This window comes from Balneolales bacterium ANBcel1 (assembly GCA_029688905.1).
Taxonomy (GTDB): Bacteria; Bacteroidota; Rhodothermia; order Balneolales; family Natronogracilivirgulaceae; genus SLLW01.
Map to the genome: position 1 here is coordinate 382,450 of JARULB010000003.1, position 15,565 is coordinate 398,014.

A 15,565-nucleotide genomic window follows, 5' to 3' on the forward strand; every position below is an offset into this window, starting at 1 on the left:
TTTCCACGTTTATTAACGAATATCCAGGATGAAGAGATCTCACAGGGGGGTAGTTGTATCTCTGACCGTGTGGATTCTGATCGTATCGGCGTTTGCCGGCAAGGTGTCTGGGCAGGTGTATGAAAACATCTACAGACCGATCCGGCCGGCCTGGCAGCAACTTGATACACCCCACTTCAGAATAATTTTCCAGAAAGGCGAAGAACGGGCCGCCTTCAAAACAGCACATATTCTGGAAGAGCAGTATCCACACGTACAGGCTCTGGTTGGCGGATCCCTGAAAAACATGCCTGTAGTTTTGAATTCACAAAACGACCGATCCAACGGCTATGTTTCCTCTCTGAATTTCCGGATTGAAGTGGAGGTACCAAGACTCAAGGGCAAGGCCATGAATCCGACGGACGGAAACTGGCTGAATACCGTGATGCCGCATGAACTTGTCCATGCACTTCATCTGAATGTGCTTCCTACTCCCGGAGTTTCCGGATTTCTGAAATATTTTTCACCGGATATGGCCCGGGGCATGCATTTTGCCGCTCCGGTCGGAATGATTGAAGGCATTGCCGTTTTTCACGAATCACATCACCTCTATGGAATCGGTGGAAGAGGTAACCACCCCTATTTTACCCGGCAGTTTGATGCAAATTTCGACAGTGAACACCGCTGGTCACTTGCACAAAACCTGACCAGCCCGCTCGAAACCTATCCAATGGGCCGTCACTACATTGGCGGTTATGAATTCATACGTTGGCTGCAATACGAATACGGCATGGAAACAACCAGGAGAACCATCGACTTTGTCTCCAGATGGCCGTTCCTGGGATACGGCAGCGCGCTCTGGTACCACACCGGAAAACGACCCTCCCGGCTTCAATCGCAATTTGAAACGCAGCGAAATGCGTCCGACTCTGTTCCGCGATCGCATACCCGGAACCTGCCGGATACCCCGTTTCATTTTCTACCGGTAATGAAGCAGGCCCGAAACCAGCGACCTTTCTGGCTCTCTGAAAACACCCTTGTTTTTTTCTCATCATCCTACGACAAAAGGCCCGGCTTTTACAGCTTTAATATTCAAAGCAAGGAGCTGCGAAAACTCTTTGAGACGGGAACCGTTGGTGATTTCATTTTTTCGCTGCATCCCGATACATCCCGCTTTCTGTATGCCAGATATCACCGCCATCCGTATTATCACAACCACAACCGGATGCATGTCCATGAGTTGTCGGTTCCACACAGCAATGCCCGCGGTGGTGACGAGCTGAACCGAATCAACCGGGTTGAAAACAGGCAAATTACCGGCACCGACCGGGTTCATGCACCGGCATATGGTCCAAAGGATTCAATATGGGCACTCCAGACGCATCATGAAAATAACCTGCTGGTCCGTTTTAAAGATGATGCAGGTCCCGATACCCTGCTCATCCCCGAACAGGGCTATCTGGTATCCCTGGAGTTCAATCCCCGCCAAAGCGACACGCTTTTCATCCTGGGTAACCGAAACGGCATGCAGGGAATCTGGCTGCTCGACAAGAACCACCTGCCGGAGTACAATCAACGGGCACCCGATATCGCATTTGAACGCGCTGCCATATATGATCCCGCCTGGCATCCCTCTGGACGAAAACTTCTGTTTACATCCGACCTCTCCGGCGCACTCAACCTGTATGAATTCGATGCCGAAAAATCGGAAGTTCGGCAATTGACCGATCATCCATACGGTGTAATGGAAGGATCGTACAGCCCGGACGGTTCAAAAATCGCCGGTATTATGCTGCAAGATAACCGGCAGGATGTGTTTTGGGTCAACCGCCAGGACTTGCATCCGGTATCTGTAGCCGGCCACCTTTGGAACAATCCGCCCGAAAACGGACCGGTACCGCCCCCCCGGGGAAATTCTGATACCCTGCCCGACAGCTGGACGCTCTCCGACCACAAATCCGGTTTACGCTGGCTTCGCCCAAGAATGCTTTTCCCATACGCGGATTTTGACTCCAGAGAAGACAGAAGTAACCGCTACGGACTTATCCTGTCAAGTGGCGATGTTCTAAGAAGAAACAGCTATTATGCCGATCTATATTTCGCCCACGACCGACTCTGGTATGATGTGGAATATCGTTTCAGTGGCTTCTATCCCGGATTTCGGATCAACACATTCCGGGAACCCATTGAAACAAGCTGGAGTCTGCAGCAAATTCAGGGCGTCGGCCTGGACGTTCCTTTCCGGTTTCAAATCGACCAAAACACGCGTACATCAGGCTTTTTTGTTACACCCGGAGTGGATTATCTTCAACAACGCCATGTAGATGAAAGCATTACTCCGGTTTTTTCACGTCTCCGCGGTACACTGGACATACGCTATCAGCATCGCCTGCAGCAAAATCTCAGGGATGTTCAACCTAATACCGGCTGGCTTCTTTACCATGAAACCGAGTGGGATTTCTACAGCAGCAGAAGAAACCATCACCTGCGTGCAACCAGAGCCGGTGTATACCGGTATCTCTCCTCGGGTTTGCCCGGAAACAGATCATTGAGACTTGGCCTGGAGGGTTTCACACAGAACCGACCCTATTTCAATATTACCGGTTTTTACTCGCGCGGTTTTGATGAACGAATCCTTGCCGGCTACAATAATGCCGCCCGATTCACTACCCGCTATGCGATTCCGCTATGGTATGCCGACCGCGGATGGACCCTTGTACCGGCTTTTCTGGATCGTGTCTACCTGGTTCTGTTTACGGAAACGCTCGCTCCGGTGCGCAGACATAGTAACGCCGAGCAGCTTCTTGATGAATCCAGGACACTGGTTGGTACAGGTCTGCGGCTCCGCATGCGATTCTTCAACATTCCGGTTGATTTCGGAGTGGCAGCGGTTTATGAACCAACCCGCAACCGAACCGCCGCATTCACAGGTCCGTTTTGAAAATCATTTTTGATTGAAGCAGTTATCGTCAACAGACCGCAAAGCATCTGCCCTACGATATCCGGCCTATCTCCAAAATTTCAAACTGCTCGTGTGAAAAACCATCTATCAGCTCTTTTTTCTTATCTCCGGAGACGATGGCAGTCAGGCCGATTCCCAGATTAAAAGCCTGGCGCATATCTTCGACGGGCACATTCCCCTCTCTCTGAATCAACTTGAAAATTGCAGGCCACTCCCAGCTGTCCCAGTCAATGGAAAGTGTTCTGCCTTCAGGTATGATTCTCCGGGTATTCCCTTCAATACCACCACCGGTAATGTGGGCAAACACCCTTACACCTTCCCGGCCTCGCAACGAACGGATCACACCCAGATAGGATGGATGAATTTTTAGCAGATTCTCAGCAAGTGACATGCCCAGCTCCGGTACCTGGGTATCAACTCGGTATTTTTCAAACAGAATGTTCCGGGCCAGCGAATATCCGTTTGTGTGAAGGCCGTTGCCGGTAATTCCCAGGACGACATCCCCCTTCTCAATATCGGATCCGTCAAGAATTCGGCTTCGGTCAACCACTCCCACAATGGTACCCGCCAGATCAAACTCCCCTTCGGAATAGATATCGGGCATTTCGGCTGTTTCACCACCTATCAGTGCACAGCCGTTTTGCCGGCATGCGATAGAAAAACCTTTAACCACATCGTAGGCAATATCCTGTTTCAGTTTACCCGTGGAAAAATAATCCAGAAAAAAAAGCGGCTCGGCCCCGCAGACGGCTATGTCGTTGACACAGTGATTAACCAGATCCTGTCCTACTGTATCATACACCCCTGCTTTGAAAGCGACAATCAGTTTTGTTCCGACTCCATCCACACTGCTTACCAGTACCGGATTGTCATAACCGGAAAAATCGGGTTGAAACAGGCCGCCAAATCCGCCGATACCACTGACGACCTCCGGTCTGCGGGTCTGTTTAACCAGATCCCCGATGGATGCTACAAACGCGTTTCCGGCTTCGACATCAACCCCTGACGATTTGTACGTTTTCTGTTTGGACATAACGGATTTATATTCTGATCGGTTTTCATTTGAGCGGTACTGCACGTGGTTGGCAGAACGATTTTAAGTTTGGAACAATCTGATATAAAACCAAATCCCCCTTTCTGTTTTTTTCCACACGGGTTTTCTATGAATAAAGAAATTTTAAAATGTTTTGTTTATAGATATTGACCCTGTGGATATGTGGAAAAAAAAGTTTTCCTTTATTATTTGATGATTATCAACAAATTCAGGGAGCAGGGTGTGGGTAATTATTGATGCCTGAAAGCCTGACTGACCGAGGGTGTCTGGCTTGTTAACTTTGAATATGATTCGCACATAATGTTATCATAAGGTTTCCCACAGAATGTTTTGGTGAGATAACATGTTTATACCCTGAGTCACATCGTTGATTCCCGGGGCTATTGTTAACAAACAGTCCCTTGATAAAACAGATCAACAAGTTATGTAACGGGTTATCCCCATACTTGTTAACAAAATGGTAATGTATGAGAGCAGTAGTTCAGCGTGTATCGGAAGCATCCGTTAAGGTGGATGGCGCCGTGAAAGGAAAAATAGGAAGGGGGTTGTTGATTCTGGTGGCGGTGCACAGGGAGGATGGTGAGGAGCAGACGGCATGGGTAGCTGACAAATGTCGACGGCTGCGTATATTTGAGGATGAAGATGGAAAAATGAACCGCAGCGTGGAGGATGTTGGCGGAGAGATACTTGTTGTTTCGCAGTTCACTCTGTATGGCGAGGTAAAAAAAGGCACCCGCCCAAGTTTTATTTCATCGGCCGGCCCGGATAAGGGGAATGATTTTTATGAACGCATGGTCCGGAACCTGGAAACGGCAATGCCTGGAAGAGTACAAACAGGGGTATTTGGAGCTAAAATGGATGTATCATTGGTAAATGATGGTCCGGTCACAATCATTGTAGAGCGCTGATGTCCCTTGTTTTTGTTTTTCTGGATGGTGTAGGGCTGGGCAAAGAGCGGAGCGAAAACCCGTTTGCGGAGTACCGGTTTGAGACATTTGAAAAAATGGCCGGTGGCGTTCCGTTCACGGAGAATGCAAAAGCGGTGCAAAATGGAGAAACCTTTTTTTCGCCGATAGACGCCTGTCTTGGTGTGGAAGGATTGCCCCAAAGCGGAACCGGTCAGGTTACCCTGTTTTCAGGAATAAATGCCGCCCGATCGCTGGGCCGTCACTTCGGACCCTATCCGCATTCCAAAATTAAACAATACCTGGAAGAGCACAGTATTTTCCGGAAATTTATGGGAAAACAGGGAAGCGCCTATTTCATGAACGCGTTTCCGGACATCTTTTTCCAGTATTCAGAAAAACGCAACCGCTGGTCAAGTACCACATATATGACCAGGTCGGCCGGCTTACGGCTCAACACCATTGCGGAAATTCACAGGGGAGAAGCTATTACGGCAGAAATAACCCAGGATGTATGGAGGTCCCGGCTGTCGCTGAATGTACCGGTGATTACCGAGGAACAGGCTGCGTCACGTGTAGTGAATGCGGCCGGCAAGTACGATCTGGTACTCATGGAATACTATCTTACCGATAAAGCCGGACATGGCAGGGATAAAAAAGGTGCCCGGGACATATTGAGCAAACTGGATCAGTTTCTGTCACATCTGCTTAATCTGGCAGTAAAAAACGGGCATACCATTTTGATAACCAGCGACCACGGCAACATCGAGGATCTCTCTATAAAAACGCATACGAGAAACAAAGTTCCCTTTTATGTTAGCGGGGAAGGTTCGCAACATTTCCACGGAATACGGTCAATCCAGGATGTGACCCCGATGAGCCTCGCGTGGTATGAATCAGCGCTTGGGCAGAGCTGACAAGATTCGCTGGAAAATTTCATCCACCGTACCGGTCCCGTCGACCGAACGGAGAATTCCGGCATGCTGATAATGATCCAGTACCGGCGCAGTCTCCTCTTGAAAAACTTTCAGACGAAAGCGAATTTTGTCGCGGGTGTCGTCGCTTCGTCCTTCACCCCGGTTCAGCATGCGGCTAATCAGCTCATCATCAGGGACATGAAGCGAAATAAAGGCATTAATGGACTCATTTCTGCGTTCCAGCAAATCATCAAATGCCACGGCCTGTTCCATGGTCCTTGGAAACCCGTCAATAATATATCCGTTCTGAAAATCTTCATTCTGAATGGTCTGTTCAACGACATCCACTACGGTCTGATCGGGAACCAGCTGCCCGCTGTCCATGAAATCCTTAATACGCATACCAAGATCGGTACTGTCTTCCATCGCACTGCGAAAAATTTCTCCGGTGGAGAGATGCGTAATTTCAAAATGACGGGCAACTTTTTTCGCCTGTGTACCCTTTCCTGAGCCGGGTGGCCCGAAAATTATAATTCGCATATTATCTGATAATAGTACGGGTTGTTGTGTTTCAGAATAATGATCACTTCCAGTATTCGGATAAGATATCGGTTCCGGAAATATAAAAAATATTTGATAAGCCAAAATCCGGGAATCTTTTTTTGACACGTCGCGTAATAATAAATAACACAAAGCGTTATTTATCATAACAACCACCAAAACAAGATTTCAGGCCGATGAGTGAGCGAATAATAAAGCGGTATGCCAACAGGAAAATGTATGATGTGGCTGAAAGCAGATATGTGTCTCTTTCGGATCTGGCCGAGATGATTCGTGCCGGGGAAACGATTCGCGTCACCAATAAGACGGGTGATGAAGACTATACCTCAAGAATACTTCAGCAGATTATTCTTGAGCAGACAAAGGAATCGGACAAGGCAACGGTAGGCACATTGCATGAATGGATCAGGGTGGGCGGATCCTTTCTGGATGAGCAGCTGATGGAGTTTCGGTCAGGTATGGAGGATTGGTTAAAAAAACAGTCTTCCCGCCTTTTTCCGGGCTTGAACCGAAAAGAGTTTGATCATCTGAAAAAGAAGGTGGATGAACTTGAAAAGAAACTGGACCAGATGAGCTGATTTTTTTGATTTAACCCTAAAACAGAGGTAATAACCATGACGGACAAAGAGAAAAAAAGCAAGGAAGAGCACGAATGGAATAAAAAGGCGAAGGAAATCTGGCTGGCCGGACTCGGGGCTCTCTCCGCCGTTGAGGAGGAAGGCAGCAAGCTGTTCCGCACCCTGGTTGATCGCGGAAGCGAGTTTGAAAAAAAGCGTAAAGACCAGATTGATGAAATGTGGGAACAGGTGAATAGCCGCTACAAAGATGTCGAAAGCCGTGTTGGTGAGAAGTTTGACAAAGCCGAGGAACGAATGGAGAAAAACATCAAATCCATGGTCTCCGGTTTGGGAATTCCTACCCGCAATGAGGTGGATGAACTGTCCAATAAAGTTGATGCCCTGATCGCCAAACTTGAAAAGCTGGAGAAGAAGGAATCCGGATCCGGCGGCAAGGGAGCCGGAAAAACCGGCAAATCGGGAGCGTCGGACAAAAAGAGCTCATGATTATTCCTGCTATGGCAACCGTGCGAGGAATGACCGGAATCCCGGCCAATGATGGCTTTGGTTCGAGTGGATGAGCGGGTCACTCTTCGCGGGCAATGGACCATATATAGCGGCCTTCCTTCTGCACGGTGCGTTTTTTATCCAGACCGCGGTTGCCGTAGGGCGGTTTGCGCCATCTTCGGAACAGAGTAAGTAATAACCACCCGAAAGGCAGATAATAGCCAATCAGATCCCAGTCGCGCAGCCAGCGGCCGGGATTTTTTTTATTCGTTTTCCGGTCATGGAAATCACGGTAGTGCCTGGTGAACAGGATCGGCCAGCCAAAAGGGCTGGTGAGCCAACGCCGGCCTTTGATACCTTTCATGCTCCGATAGAGAGTGCGGAAGTTGTAGGGCTTTTTTCCGTGATCTTTCACAAGGCGCGACAGATTCTGCTGCATCTCCTGGCGGATTTCCTCGGCAAGGATTTCAGATTCCCGGCGCCCCGGGTTTTGCGGGTCATCCCGCCCGGCTTTCCGGATCCGTTCACGGACAGATATGGGCTTTCCGGCAAAAAATTTCATCTGGCAGGGAAATCCGAAATAGAAGAAAAACGGGAATACCAATGCCAGAAAAATGAGGGGAAGCGGAATAAACGGAACGCCCGTAATGCGGTTGCAAATGGAATCAATCCACCGGAAAGTGACATTCGCCGGGTTAATCCACTCGGCATTAATGCCGTAAACAGGAATTACGGGAACGTCGTAACGTGCGGCAAGTTTGATAAAACTGGGTTGAAAAGGTTGGAGCCGGTAGCGTCTGTTGAATCCTTTACCAATACCGGGGATGCCTTCGGGATAGTAGATGACCCTGCCGCCTTTTGCAAGAATGCGATCAAAATTGAGATAGGTTTGATCGATTGCTCCAAACAGGCGCCACCAGTTATCCAGTCCGAACGGACGCATCCACCAGTTAACCGCAAGCTTTGGAGAATAAAGCGGTCTGATTTTGTTATCATGCGTGAAATCGGCCTGTTCCCAGATCAGTTGATCCAGCACAAAAGAGTCGTGTGGAAAAGCGTTGCCGCTGTGGTTGGAAGCCAGGATGACCGGTCCGTTGGCCGGGATATCATCAAAACCGTGAAATTCCGCCCGGTAATAATGGCGGATGATGTCTGCAGAGACTTCTTTATTAAAGCTTTGCAGATACTCAAAGTCGATGGGATCGGTTTCGGTAGAAAAACTGGTGTAGCGGGGCGGCGAAATCATAACTATCTATTGATCAGGAAGAACAAACCTCCAAGAGCAAACAATGAGGCCCAAAGCGGCCATGGTCCGCCCTGTACTACGGCAAGTGTGCCGCCAAGGATACAGGCTCCGCTGAGGATGCTTCCACGCAACCCGTGGATCGGGTCCTGAGTCGGCGTTCGGTCGTTTATGGTGTTGTCGAGGTAGTTGAGGGTATCGGCGGTAATCCGCGGCAGGCGCATCAGGGCATCGACGAGTTCGGGAGTTCCCCGCCAGAGTTCATTGATAATGGCGGCAGGATGGAACTGATCCTTGAAAATACGGAAGGCGTGTTTTCGGGAAACAGACGGGATATCGATATTCGGATACAACATTTTTCCCACGCCTTCATAGGTGACCAGCGCTTTGGTCATGAGAGTCATCTCCACCGGAAAAAACACCCGGTAACGGGCACCAATCGACATGGAGTTGACGATCAGTTCACCCAGGCTGAAATCACCGTAAGCGGAGTGCTGATAAAAGCGGCGAAGCAGGTCGGCAACCGAGCGGCGGAATCCATACGGATCACCGTTTTTGCCGATTCGGGCCAGTGCCGTCAGGTTTCGGGTGGCGCCGTCGATATCGCCGGATACCAGAGAATGGAAATAATAGAGCATGCGTCTGCGAGTTGACTCTTCAAACCTTCCAACCATTCCAAGATCGATGAAGCCGATTTCGTCGTTTGGAAGAATCAGCAGGTTTCCCGGGTGCAGGTCGGCGTGAAAAAACCCGTCCTTGTACAGCATTCGGATGATGGCATCCGCACCCAGGTCGATTATCTGCTTTCTCCGTTCTGCGGGTATCTCCCGAAGCTCTTCCGAATCCGGTTTCACCCCATCCAGAAACTCCATGCAAAGCACATTCTCCGTACTGTACTCGCGGTAGATTTCGGGAAACCGAATATGCCGGTTATCGTGAAAGTTGGCTTTAAAGATCTCGGCGTTATCCGCTTCATTCTCAAGATCTACCTCTTTGATGGTATAGGAGCAGAATTCCTGGATAAGTCTCTTGGGCTGGTACTGGGGGATGGTCACATTGAGAAAGTGGCCGAGCCAGCGCAGCAGCACGATGTCGGTTTCGATGGTATCCTTGATCCCGGGCTTTATGACTTTCAGTACCACCTCTTTGCCGTCTTTTGTGACGGCTCGGTGCGTCTGGGCAATAGAGGCGGAGCCCAGCGCTTTTTCATCAACAGAGATGAAGTAGGTATCCAGGGAACCGCGAAGATTCTTTTCAATGATGATCCGGATATGTTCGAAAGGGACCTCCGGAAGTTTGTAGAGGAGGTTTTTGAGTTCATTCGTGATAATGGACGGCAGGATGTCTTCACGAAGCGACAGGATCTGGCCCAGTTTGATATAGGTAGGCCCCAGCAGTTCCAGCCGTTTCCTCAACTGAATGGGAAAAGGCTGGTTGCGCAGATCACGTTTTACAAAGGGCTTAATCAGGAAGGCGATAAATCGAGAGGGAAAGGAGCGAAATCCCTTTTTCCGTTCACGGGACAGGGAGGCCACATACGCGATTATGCCTCCCATGAAGAGGCCGGTTACATGCCGGTGAATTTGAAAAAAACGCCGAACCACCCCTTTGTACGGGGCAAGCGGATCAAAATGGAAATTTCTGTTCGCCTCGGAACCGGAGGCCACTCTTTCTCTGGATTCGGGAGTGGTTTCCGGTTTGGAAGCGTCCTCGAAGTTTTTTGAGGTCATCCGGCAGGATTATGGCGTGATCTGAAATAACAAAACAATATAGGCAAAGTAAAAAATATCCGGTGGTTCTTCATCCCGCCAATAATTTACGTCTGGCCGGTTGCTTTCCATAATGTATATCAGGAGATTGTAAGCCAAAGAATTCATTAGATTTTCAGTCGGATAACAGGAATAATGGCCGCAAATAACAGCATGAGCGTATCTAACGGTGAGCGATACTCCATATGGCTGAAGCCGGAAGACGAGGTGCGCCAGGCATTAAAAAAAATTATCGCGGATCTTTCGAAAGAGTATGGCGCGCCGGTATTTGATCCGCATGTAACCGTGGCGGGGGGCATTCACCAAACTCCCGAAGATGTGAAAGAGGTATTACAGAGCGCTGCCGCCATCAGAGAACGGATGACGCTTCATTTAACAGAAACAGATTATCTGGATTCTCTCTATCAGTCGCTGTTTGTCAAGGTGGCACCCAATGAATCGCTCTTTGCATTGCGTGAACACTGCCTCTCCGCACTGAATCTGGAACACCGGCCGTATCTTCCGCATGTGAGTCTCATCTACAAAAAGCTGGATGTTGCGGAAAAAGAACGCATCATTGCGAGTGTTGGAAGGAGGTTTGATTATCTCTTTACCCCAAAGTCACTGTTTCTGGTGCGTACCAGCGGATCGCCCGAAACCTGGGAGGAGGTCATGAGCGTCCCTTTTCAGCCCTGATTAACCACGACAGGAGCGTCTTAAGTATCTAACATCTGTTTTCGTGAACCCACCAATAAAAATTAGTTTTCATGGCACCGTATGAGTTTTTCAAAAATGTTAATGCAAACTTCGACCGCGCTGCGGGCTATCTCTCCATTGAAAAGGGACTGCTGGAGCAGATAAAAGCGTGCAACAGCACGTATCACGTGGCGTTTCCCCTCAAAAAGGATGATGGAACGGTTGAGGTTATCCATGGATGGCGTTCGGCACACAGCTCGCATAAATCGCCCACCAAAGGGGGAATCCGCTTTGCCATGGCGGTGAACGAAGACGAGGTAAACGCCCTGGCCGCTTTGATGACCTACAAGTGCGCGGTGGTATCGGTGCCGTTCGGGGGTGCCAAGGGTGGAGTGAAAATCGACCGAATAAGGTATTCGCAAGCGGAAATCGAACGGATAACCCGGCGTTTTACCTTTGAGCTGATCAAGAGGAATTCCATCGGTCCGGGCATCGATGTCCCGGCCCCAGACTACGGTACCGGAGAGCAGGAGATGGCCTGGATACTTGACACTTTCCGCACGATGGTCGGTTCACTGGACAGCGACGGGTGTGTTACCGGAAAACCGATTCACCAAAGTGGAATCAGCGGAAGGACGGAGGCCACCGGGCGGGGAGTCTTTTTCGGCCTTCGGGAGGCTTGTTCCAACAAGAAAACGATGAAGAAGCTTGGACTCTCAACCGGGTTGCAGGGCAAGCGGGTGATTGTCCAGGGTCTTGGAAATGTAGGATATCACTCCTCCCGTTTCCTGAGAGAGGCCGATGCGGTAATTGTCGGTGTTGCTGAAGCACATGGGGGCATATATGACGAAAAGGGAATAGATGTCGACCGGCTGAAAGAATATATTGCACAGACAGGGTCCATTCGCGGCTATTCCTCCGGAACCTTTGTGGAGGATTCAAAATCAGTGCTTGAAATGGAGTGTGATATTTTGATTCCGGCGGCACTTGAGAATCAGATCACCACAGAAAATGCGCACCGAATCAAAGCCAAAATTATCGGAGAGGCGGCCAATGGTCCCATTTCCGGTGAAGCGGATGAAATCATCAAGAAAAAGCCGGTGCTGATAATTCCGGATATCTATCTGAATGCCGGCGGTGTGACCGTCTCCTATTTCGAGTGGATCAAGAACCTGTCGCATATCCGGTTTGGGCGGATGGACCGTCGCTATGAGGAGAACGCGATGGGCCGGCTGCTTACGGCCATCGAGGGAATTACCGGTACTACATTCAGCGAACAGGATATCAGCAGACTGGGAAAGGGTCCGGACGAGTGGGATATTGTGGATTCCGGACTGGAGGACACCATGGTGACGGCCTACCAGATGATGTATGCAACACATGAAAAGCATGGCGCCGATCTCCGGACATCCGCGTATATCAGTGCCATTAAGAAAATCGCTCTTTCCTACCAGCAGCTGGGCATCTTCCCCTGATCTGCTACCAGTCAGCCGATGAAGGGCTCTATTTCCAGAATGTAATTTGCAAAGGCAGAGAGCCCTTTTTGTGTTACCCGGTAGCGGGATTCCGTTTTGTTCTCTCCCTGAACTTTTTGAACCGAGATATACCCCGCATCTTCAAGTTTCGCAAGATGTGTGCTGAGGTTTCCGTCGGTTGCGTTGAGGGCTTTTTTAAGTTCATTAAAACTGATATCATCCACGCGTGTAAGCACGGACATCAGGGCCAACCGGATTCGCGAGTGAATCAGGTTGTCCAGCTTTCGGTATTCAAGTTTCGGAAGTTCCAAGGCCATTTTGACGGCTGAAGCGTGATCTATTTCTGAATCAGAGGATCAATCCGGGATCAGATTAAAACATCACAACGCCATTTTTTAAGAGTATAAAAAAAATCCCGAAAAGCAAAGAGTGGCAACACTATATTTTAAAGTACCCATTTCAAACACGTGAAAGCAAAAAGCCTTCCCAGAAAAACCCGTGAGCAGAGGGAAAGAGCCGAAACTCTTTTGTCGGATCTGTATGCGCATTACCCGAACCCGCATTGCGCCCTGAACTTTACCAACCCTTTTGAGCTGCTGGTGGCTACCATTTTGAGCGCCCAGTGCACCGATGTTCGTGTGAACATCGTAACCGAGGAGCTGTTTCGGGTGTATCCATCGCCCGAAGCGTTTGCGGAAGCGCCGCTGCAGGAGCTGGAGGAGGCCGTCCGGACCACCGGATTCTACCGAAACAAGGCTAAGGCAATCAAGGAAACGGCACAGAAAATTGTGGATGAGTTTGGCGGCGAGGTGCCGAAAACCATGGAAGAGCTGCTTTCATTGCGAGGTGCGGCCAGGAAAACGGCGAACGTGGTGCTGGGAAATGCGTTCGGTATAGATGAGGGTGTGGTGGTGGATACACACGTGAATCGTCTGGCCAATCGCTTTGGTCTCTCAAGGCACGCTGATCCCGTAAAAGTTGAAAAAGACCTTATGGCGCTTTTTACCCGCGAAGAGTGGACCAACCTGTCGCATTTGCTGATTGCACATGGCCGGGCAGCCTGCAAGGCCAGGTTTTCGAAACCGCCGGATCACCCTGTTTGCATAAAGTATGGCCGGAAGTGTGAGTGCAGCAAAATGCGCTGACGGACCCGTTGCTTGTGAGAGGAGCAGCATTCTGCGTCAGACACAAATCGGAACACGTAAATGAGTGATAGAAGAACCCTTGAGGAGCTGCTGGTCAGCGACACGAATATGAAGTTGCCGCCGGTAAGATCGGATGTCGAGATGCTTCCGGTGACCCATGAGGGGCGGGAAATGATCTATTTTCACGATCCCCAGGGATATATGGTCAAGCCATTTGTCCTGGACAAACAGGTGGCCGCTCTGTTTCCCATGTTCAACGGGCAATTCTCCATTCGGGATATCAGTGACGAGCTAAAGCGCATTGAGAGTCCGGTCGGTGAGAAGGAGCTTCTGGCATTTGTGCGTCAGCTTGATGAAGCCCGCCTTCTGCTGTCACCCTGGTTTCGCCACTTCAAAAACCGGACGGAGGAGCAGTTTGAACGAGCGGGTGTCCGGCCAGCGGCATGTGCGGGCCAGTCCTATCCGGCCGACAAAAAGAAGCTGACAGCCATGATGCAGTCGGCTTTTTCCGGTGACGGGGCCGATGAAAACCGGTATCCGGAGGCTTCCGGCTCGACAGGGTTGGCGTCCGGACGGAAAGCCGGGCATCCCGCCAATACATCAATCCACGATGATCGGCAGCACAGTAACGAGCACCCGCAAAAAAATCCCCCGAATAATCACGGAAAGATTAAGGCGCTGTATGCCCCCCATATTGATCCGAGAATTGGATTGTCTTCGTATGTGAAGGCGTTCCGGCCTCTTGCCGATGAAAAGCCGACGCGGGTCGTGCTTTTGGCGACGTCCCATTATGCCGGCATGTACCACCCGATATATGACGGAAAACCCTTCATTGCAACCAGGAAATACTTTGAGACACCCCTTGGAAGAGTTGGTGTGGATCAAAAAGCTCTAGATCTGCTGGAGGCAGAATCGCATCAAACGGGGTTCACGCTTCTGGACCGCGCCCATCGCAATGAGCACAGTATTGAGCTGCATCTGATTTTTCTGCAGTACCTCTGGTCACATGACTTTGAGCTGGTGCCTATCCTGGTCGGTTCGCTGGATGATCTGTTTTACATGGAAAGCGGGGATACGGGAAAAAAGGTGAAGTGCATGGCCCGGCTTCTCCGGGAACAGTACGGGCGGGATGACCAAACGCTTTTTCTTGTATCCGGCGACCTTGCGCACGTGGGCAGGAAGTTCGGTGACCGGCAACCCGCATCCCAGCTGTTCGGCAAGGTTGAAGCATTCGACCGGGATTTCATGGAGAAGGCGGGATGTGCTGATCACGACGCACTCCTGAAACTGGTTGCAAAAGAGCAGGACCCGTACAGGATTTGTGGCTTTCCACCGCTATTTACAGCGCTGCAATCACTTTATGATACAAAGGGTGAGGTGTTGAGCTATGATCTCTGGGATGAACGTGAGCAGGAAAGCGGTGTGTCGTTTGGTTCTATTTTGTATCGCCAATACTCCTGATGGCCTCAATAAGCATTTTCTTGCTCGTAGGCTTGCGAAAAAAGCGTTGAATACTGTCATCCAGGCCGTATTTGCTGAAATGGTTTTCATCAAAGCCGCTGAAAACAAAAACGGGAATGGATTCGTATTCCGGATTCTTCTTTAATTCGCGAATTAGTGTTGCGCCATCCCCTTCCTCCTGAAGATTCAGGTCGACGATAACCAGGTCCATCGGCTGGCTGGCCAGGGCTTCATGAGCCTGACCGGGTGTTTCGGCGATGATCAGATTCCACGGTTCGTTTTTCAGAAACAGCTTAACCAGTGTGTGGTTATCAAAGTCGTCTTCAACATACAGGATATTTTTTTCTGGCATGGT

Annotated in this window: 15 protein-coding genes; 9 read left to right on the top strand and 6 right to left on the bottom strand. The window is 49.9% G+C overall.

Annotation, left to right across the window (positions count from 1 at the left end; translation table 11 throughout):
- The first annotated feature begins 28 nt into the window (after positions 1 to 28).
- Positions 29 to 2,920 (top strand): hypothetical protein, encoded by a 2,892-nt coding sequence (locus QA596_06025; GenBank protein ID MDG5767016.1) that lies wholly within the window; start codon positions 29 to 31, stop codon positions 2,918 to 2,920.
- Between the two features lie 52 nt (positions 2,921 to 2,972).
- Here QA596_06025 and purM read toward each other — a convergent pair whose 3' ends face one another.
- Positions 2,973 to 3,974, bottom strand: coding sequence for a phosphoribosylformylglycinamidine cyclo-ligase (purM, locus tag QA596_06030; protein ID MDG5767017.1), 1,002 nt, complete (start codon positions 3,972 to 3,974; stop codon positions 2,973 to 2,975).
- Positions 3,975 to 4,462: 488 nt separating this feature from the next.
- Between purM and dtd the strand changes: the two genes are divergently transcribed.
- Together dtd and QA596_06040 are read left to right on the top strand one after the other, a co-directional pair.
- A complete protein-coding gene (dtd, locus tag QA596_06035; GenBank protein ID MDG5767018.1) occupies positions 4,463 to 4,903 on the top strand; it encodes a D-aminoacyl-tRNA deacylase in 441 nt (146 codons plus the stop codon).
- Positions 4,903 to 5,817, top strand: coding sequence for an alkaline phosphatase family protein (locus QA596_06040; protein ID MDG5767019.1), 915 nt, complete (start codon positions 4,903 to 4,905; stop codon positions 5,815 to 5,817). The genes dtd and QA596_06040 overlap by 1 nt, the downstream gene beginning before the upstream one ends.
- Here QA596_06040 and QA596_06045 read toward each other — a convergent pair.
- A complete protein-coding gene (locus QA596_06045; GenBank protein ID MDG5767020.1) occupies positions 5,797 to 6,357 on the bottom strand; it encodes an adenylate kinase in 561 nt (186 codons plus the stop codon). The genes QA596_06040 and QA596_06045 overlap by 21 nt on opposite strands.
- Before the next feature lie 197 nt (positions 6,358 to 6,554).
- On the opposite strand from QA596_06045, the gene QA596_06050 reads away from it, so the two are divergent.
- Together QA596_06050 and QA596_06055 are read left to right on the top strand one after the other, a co-directional pair.
- Complete coding sequence (locus tag QA596_06050) at positions 6,555 to 6,956, top strand: polyhydroxyalkanoate synthesis regulator DNA-binding domain-containing protein (protein ID MDG5767021.1); 402 nt, start codon at positions 6,555 to 6,557, stop codon at positions 6,954 to 6,956.
- 36 nt (positions 6,957 to 6,992) lie between these two features.
- Entirely contained in the window at positions 6,993 to 7,442 is a 450-nt protein-coding gene (locus QA596_06055; protein MDG5767022.1) for a phasin family protein, read from the top strand.
- Between the two features lie 79 nt (positions 7,443 to 7,521).
- On the opposite strand, the gene QA596_06060 is transcribed toward QA596_06055, so the two are convergent.
- Together QA596_06060 and QA596_06065 are read right to left on the bottom strand one after the other, a co-directional pair.
- The gene (locus tag QA596_06060) at positions 7,522 to 8,688 is read right to left on the bottom strand and encodes a 1-acyl-sn-glycerol-3-phosphate acyltransferase (GenBank protein MDG5767023.1); all 1,167 of its coding nucleotides are present in this window, start codon (positions 8,686 to 8,688) and stop codon (positions 7,522 to 7,524) included.
- 2 nt (positions 8,689 to 8,690) lie between these two features.
- Entirely contained in the window at positions 8,691 to 10,415 is a 1,725-nt protein-coding gene (locus QA596_06065; protein ID MDG5767024.1) for an AarF/UbiB family protein, read from the bottom strand.
- Between the two features lie 192 nt (positions 10,416 to 10,607).
- Here QA596_06065 and QA596_06070 point away from each other — a divergent pair, with 192 nt between their 5' ends.
- Positions 10,608 to 11,129 (top strand): 2'-5' RNA ligase family protein, encoded by a 522-nt coding sequence (locus QA596_06070; GenBank protein ID MDG5767025.1) that lies wholly within the window; start codon positions 10,608 to 10,610, stop codon positions 11,127 to 11,129.
- Between the two features lie 71 nt (positions 11,130 to 11,200).
- Entirely contained in the window at positions 11,201 to 12,604 is a 1,404-nt protein-coding gene (locus tag QA596_06075; GenBank protein MDG5767026.1) for a Glu/Leu/Phe/Val dehydrogenase, read from the top strand.
- An 11-nt stretch (positions 12,605 to 12,615) separates the two neighbouring features.
- On the opposite strand, the gene QA596_06080 is transcribed toward QA596_06075, so the two are convergent.
- Positions 12,616 to 12,921, bottom strand: coding sequence for a transcriptional regulator (locus tag QA596_06080; GenBank protein ID MDG5767027.1), 306 nt, complete (start codon positions 12,919 to 12,921; stop codon positions 12,616 to 12,618).
- 150 nt (positions 12,922 to 13,071) lie between these two features.
- Between QA596_06080 and nth the strand changes: the two genes are divergently transcribed.
- Positions 13,072 to 13,749, top strand: coding sequence for an endonuclease III (gene nth / locus QA596_06085; protein ID MDG5767028.1), 678 nt, complete (start codon positions 13,072 to 13,074; stop codon positions 13,747 to 13,749).
- A gap of 60 nt (positions 13,750 to 13,809) precedes the next feature.
- Complete coding sequence (amrB, locus tag QA596_06090; GenBank protein ID MDG5767029.1) at positions 13,810 to 15,210, top strand: AmmeMemoRadiSam system protein B; 1,401 nt, start codon at positions 13,810 to 13,812, stop codon at positions 15,208 to 15,210.
- Here the strand turns inward: amrB and QA596_06095 are convergent.
- On the bottom strand, positions 15,185 to 15,562 hold the full coding sequence (locus QA596_06095) for a response regulator (GenBank protein MDG5767030.1): 378 nt from the start codon (positions 15,560 to 15,562) through the stop codon (positions 15,185 to 15,187). The genes amrB and QA596_06095 overlap by 26 nt on opposite strands.
- Positions 15,563 to 15,565: the final 3 nt, after the last annotated feature.

Coding starts and splice junctions, on each gene's coding strand:
- QA596_06095 (MDG5767030.1), bottom strand. CDS start 15,562: ATGCCAGAAAAAAATATCCTGTATGTTGAAGACGACTTTGATAACCAC.
- QA596_06055 (MDG5767022.1), top strand. CDS start 6,993: ATGACGGACAAAGAGAAAAAAAGCAAGGAAGAGCACGAATGGAATAAA.
- QA596_06060 (MDG5767023.1), bottom strand. CDS start 8,688: ATGATTTCGCCGCCCCGCTACACCAGTTTTTCTACCGAAACCGATCCC.
- QA596_06075 (MDG5767026.1), top strand. CDS start 11,201: ATGGCACCGTATGAGTTTTTCAAAAATGTTAATGCAAACTTCGACCGC.
- QA596_06065 (MDG5767024.1), bottom strand. CDS start 10,415: ATGACCTCAAAAAACTTCGAGGACGCTTCCAAACCGGAAACCACTCCC.
- QA596_06070 (MDG5767025.1), top strand. CDS start 10,608: ATGAGCGTATCTAACGGTGAGCGATACTCCATATGGCTGAAGCCGGAA.
- QA596_06025 (MDG5767016.1), top strand. CDS start 29: ATGAAGAGATCTCACAGGGGGGTAGTTGTATCTCTGACCGTGTGGATT.
- QA596_06040 (MDG5767019.1), top strand. CDS start 4,903: ATGTCCCTTGTTTTTGTTTTTCTGGATGGTGTAGGGCTGGGCAAAGAG.
- QA596_06050 (MDG5767021.1), top strand. CDS start 6,555: ATGAGTGAGCGAATAATAAAGCGGTATGCCAACAGGAAAATGTATGAT.
- purM (MDG5767017.1), bottom strand. CDS start 3,974: ATGTCCAAACAGAAAACGTACAAATCGTCAGGGGTTGATGTCGAAGCC.
- QA596_06080 (MDG5767027.1), bottom strand. CDS start 12,921: ATGGCCTTGGAACTTCCGAAACTTGAATACCGAAAGCTGGACAACCTG.
- amrB (MDG5767029.1), top strand. CDS start 13,810: ATGAGTGATAGAAGAACCCTTGAGGAGCTGCTGGTCAGCGACACGAAT.
- QA596_06045 (MDG5767020.1), bottom strand. CDS start 6,357: ATGCGAATTATAATTTTCGGGCCACCCGGCTCAGGAAAGGGTACACAG.
- dtd (MDG5767018.1), top strand. CDS start 4,463: ATGAGAGCAGTAGTTCAGCGTGTATCGGAAGCATCCGTTAAGGTGGAT.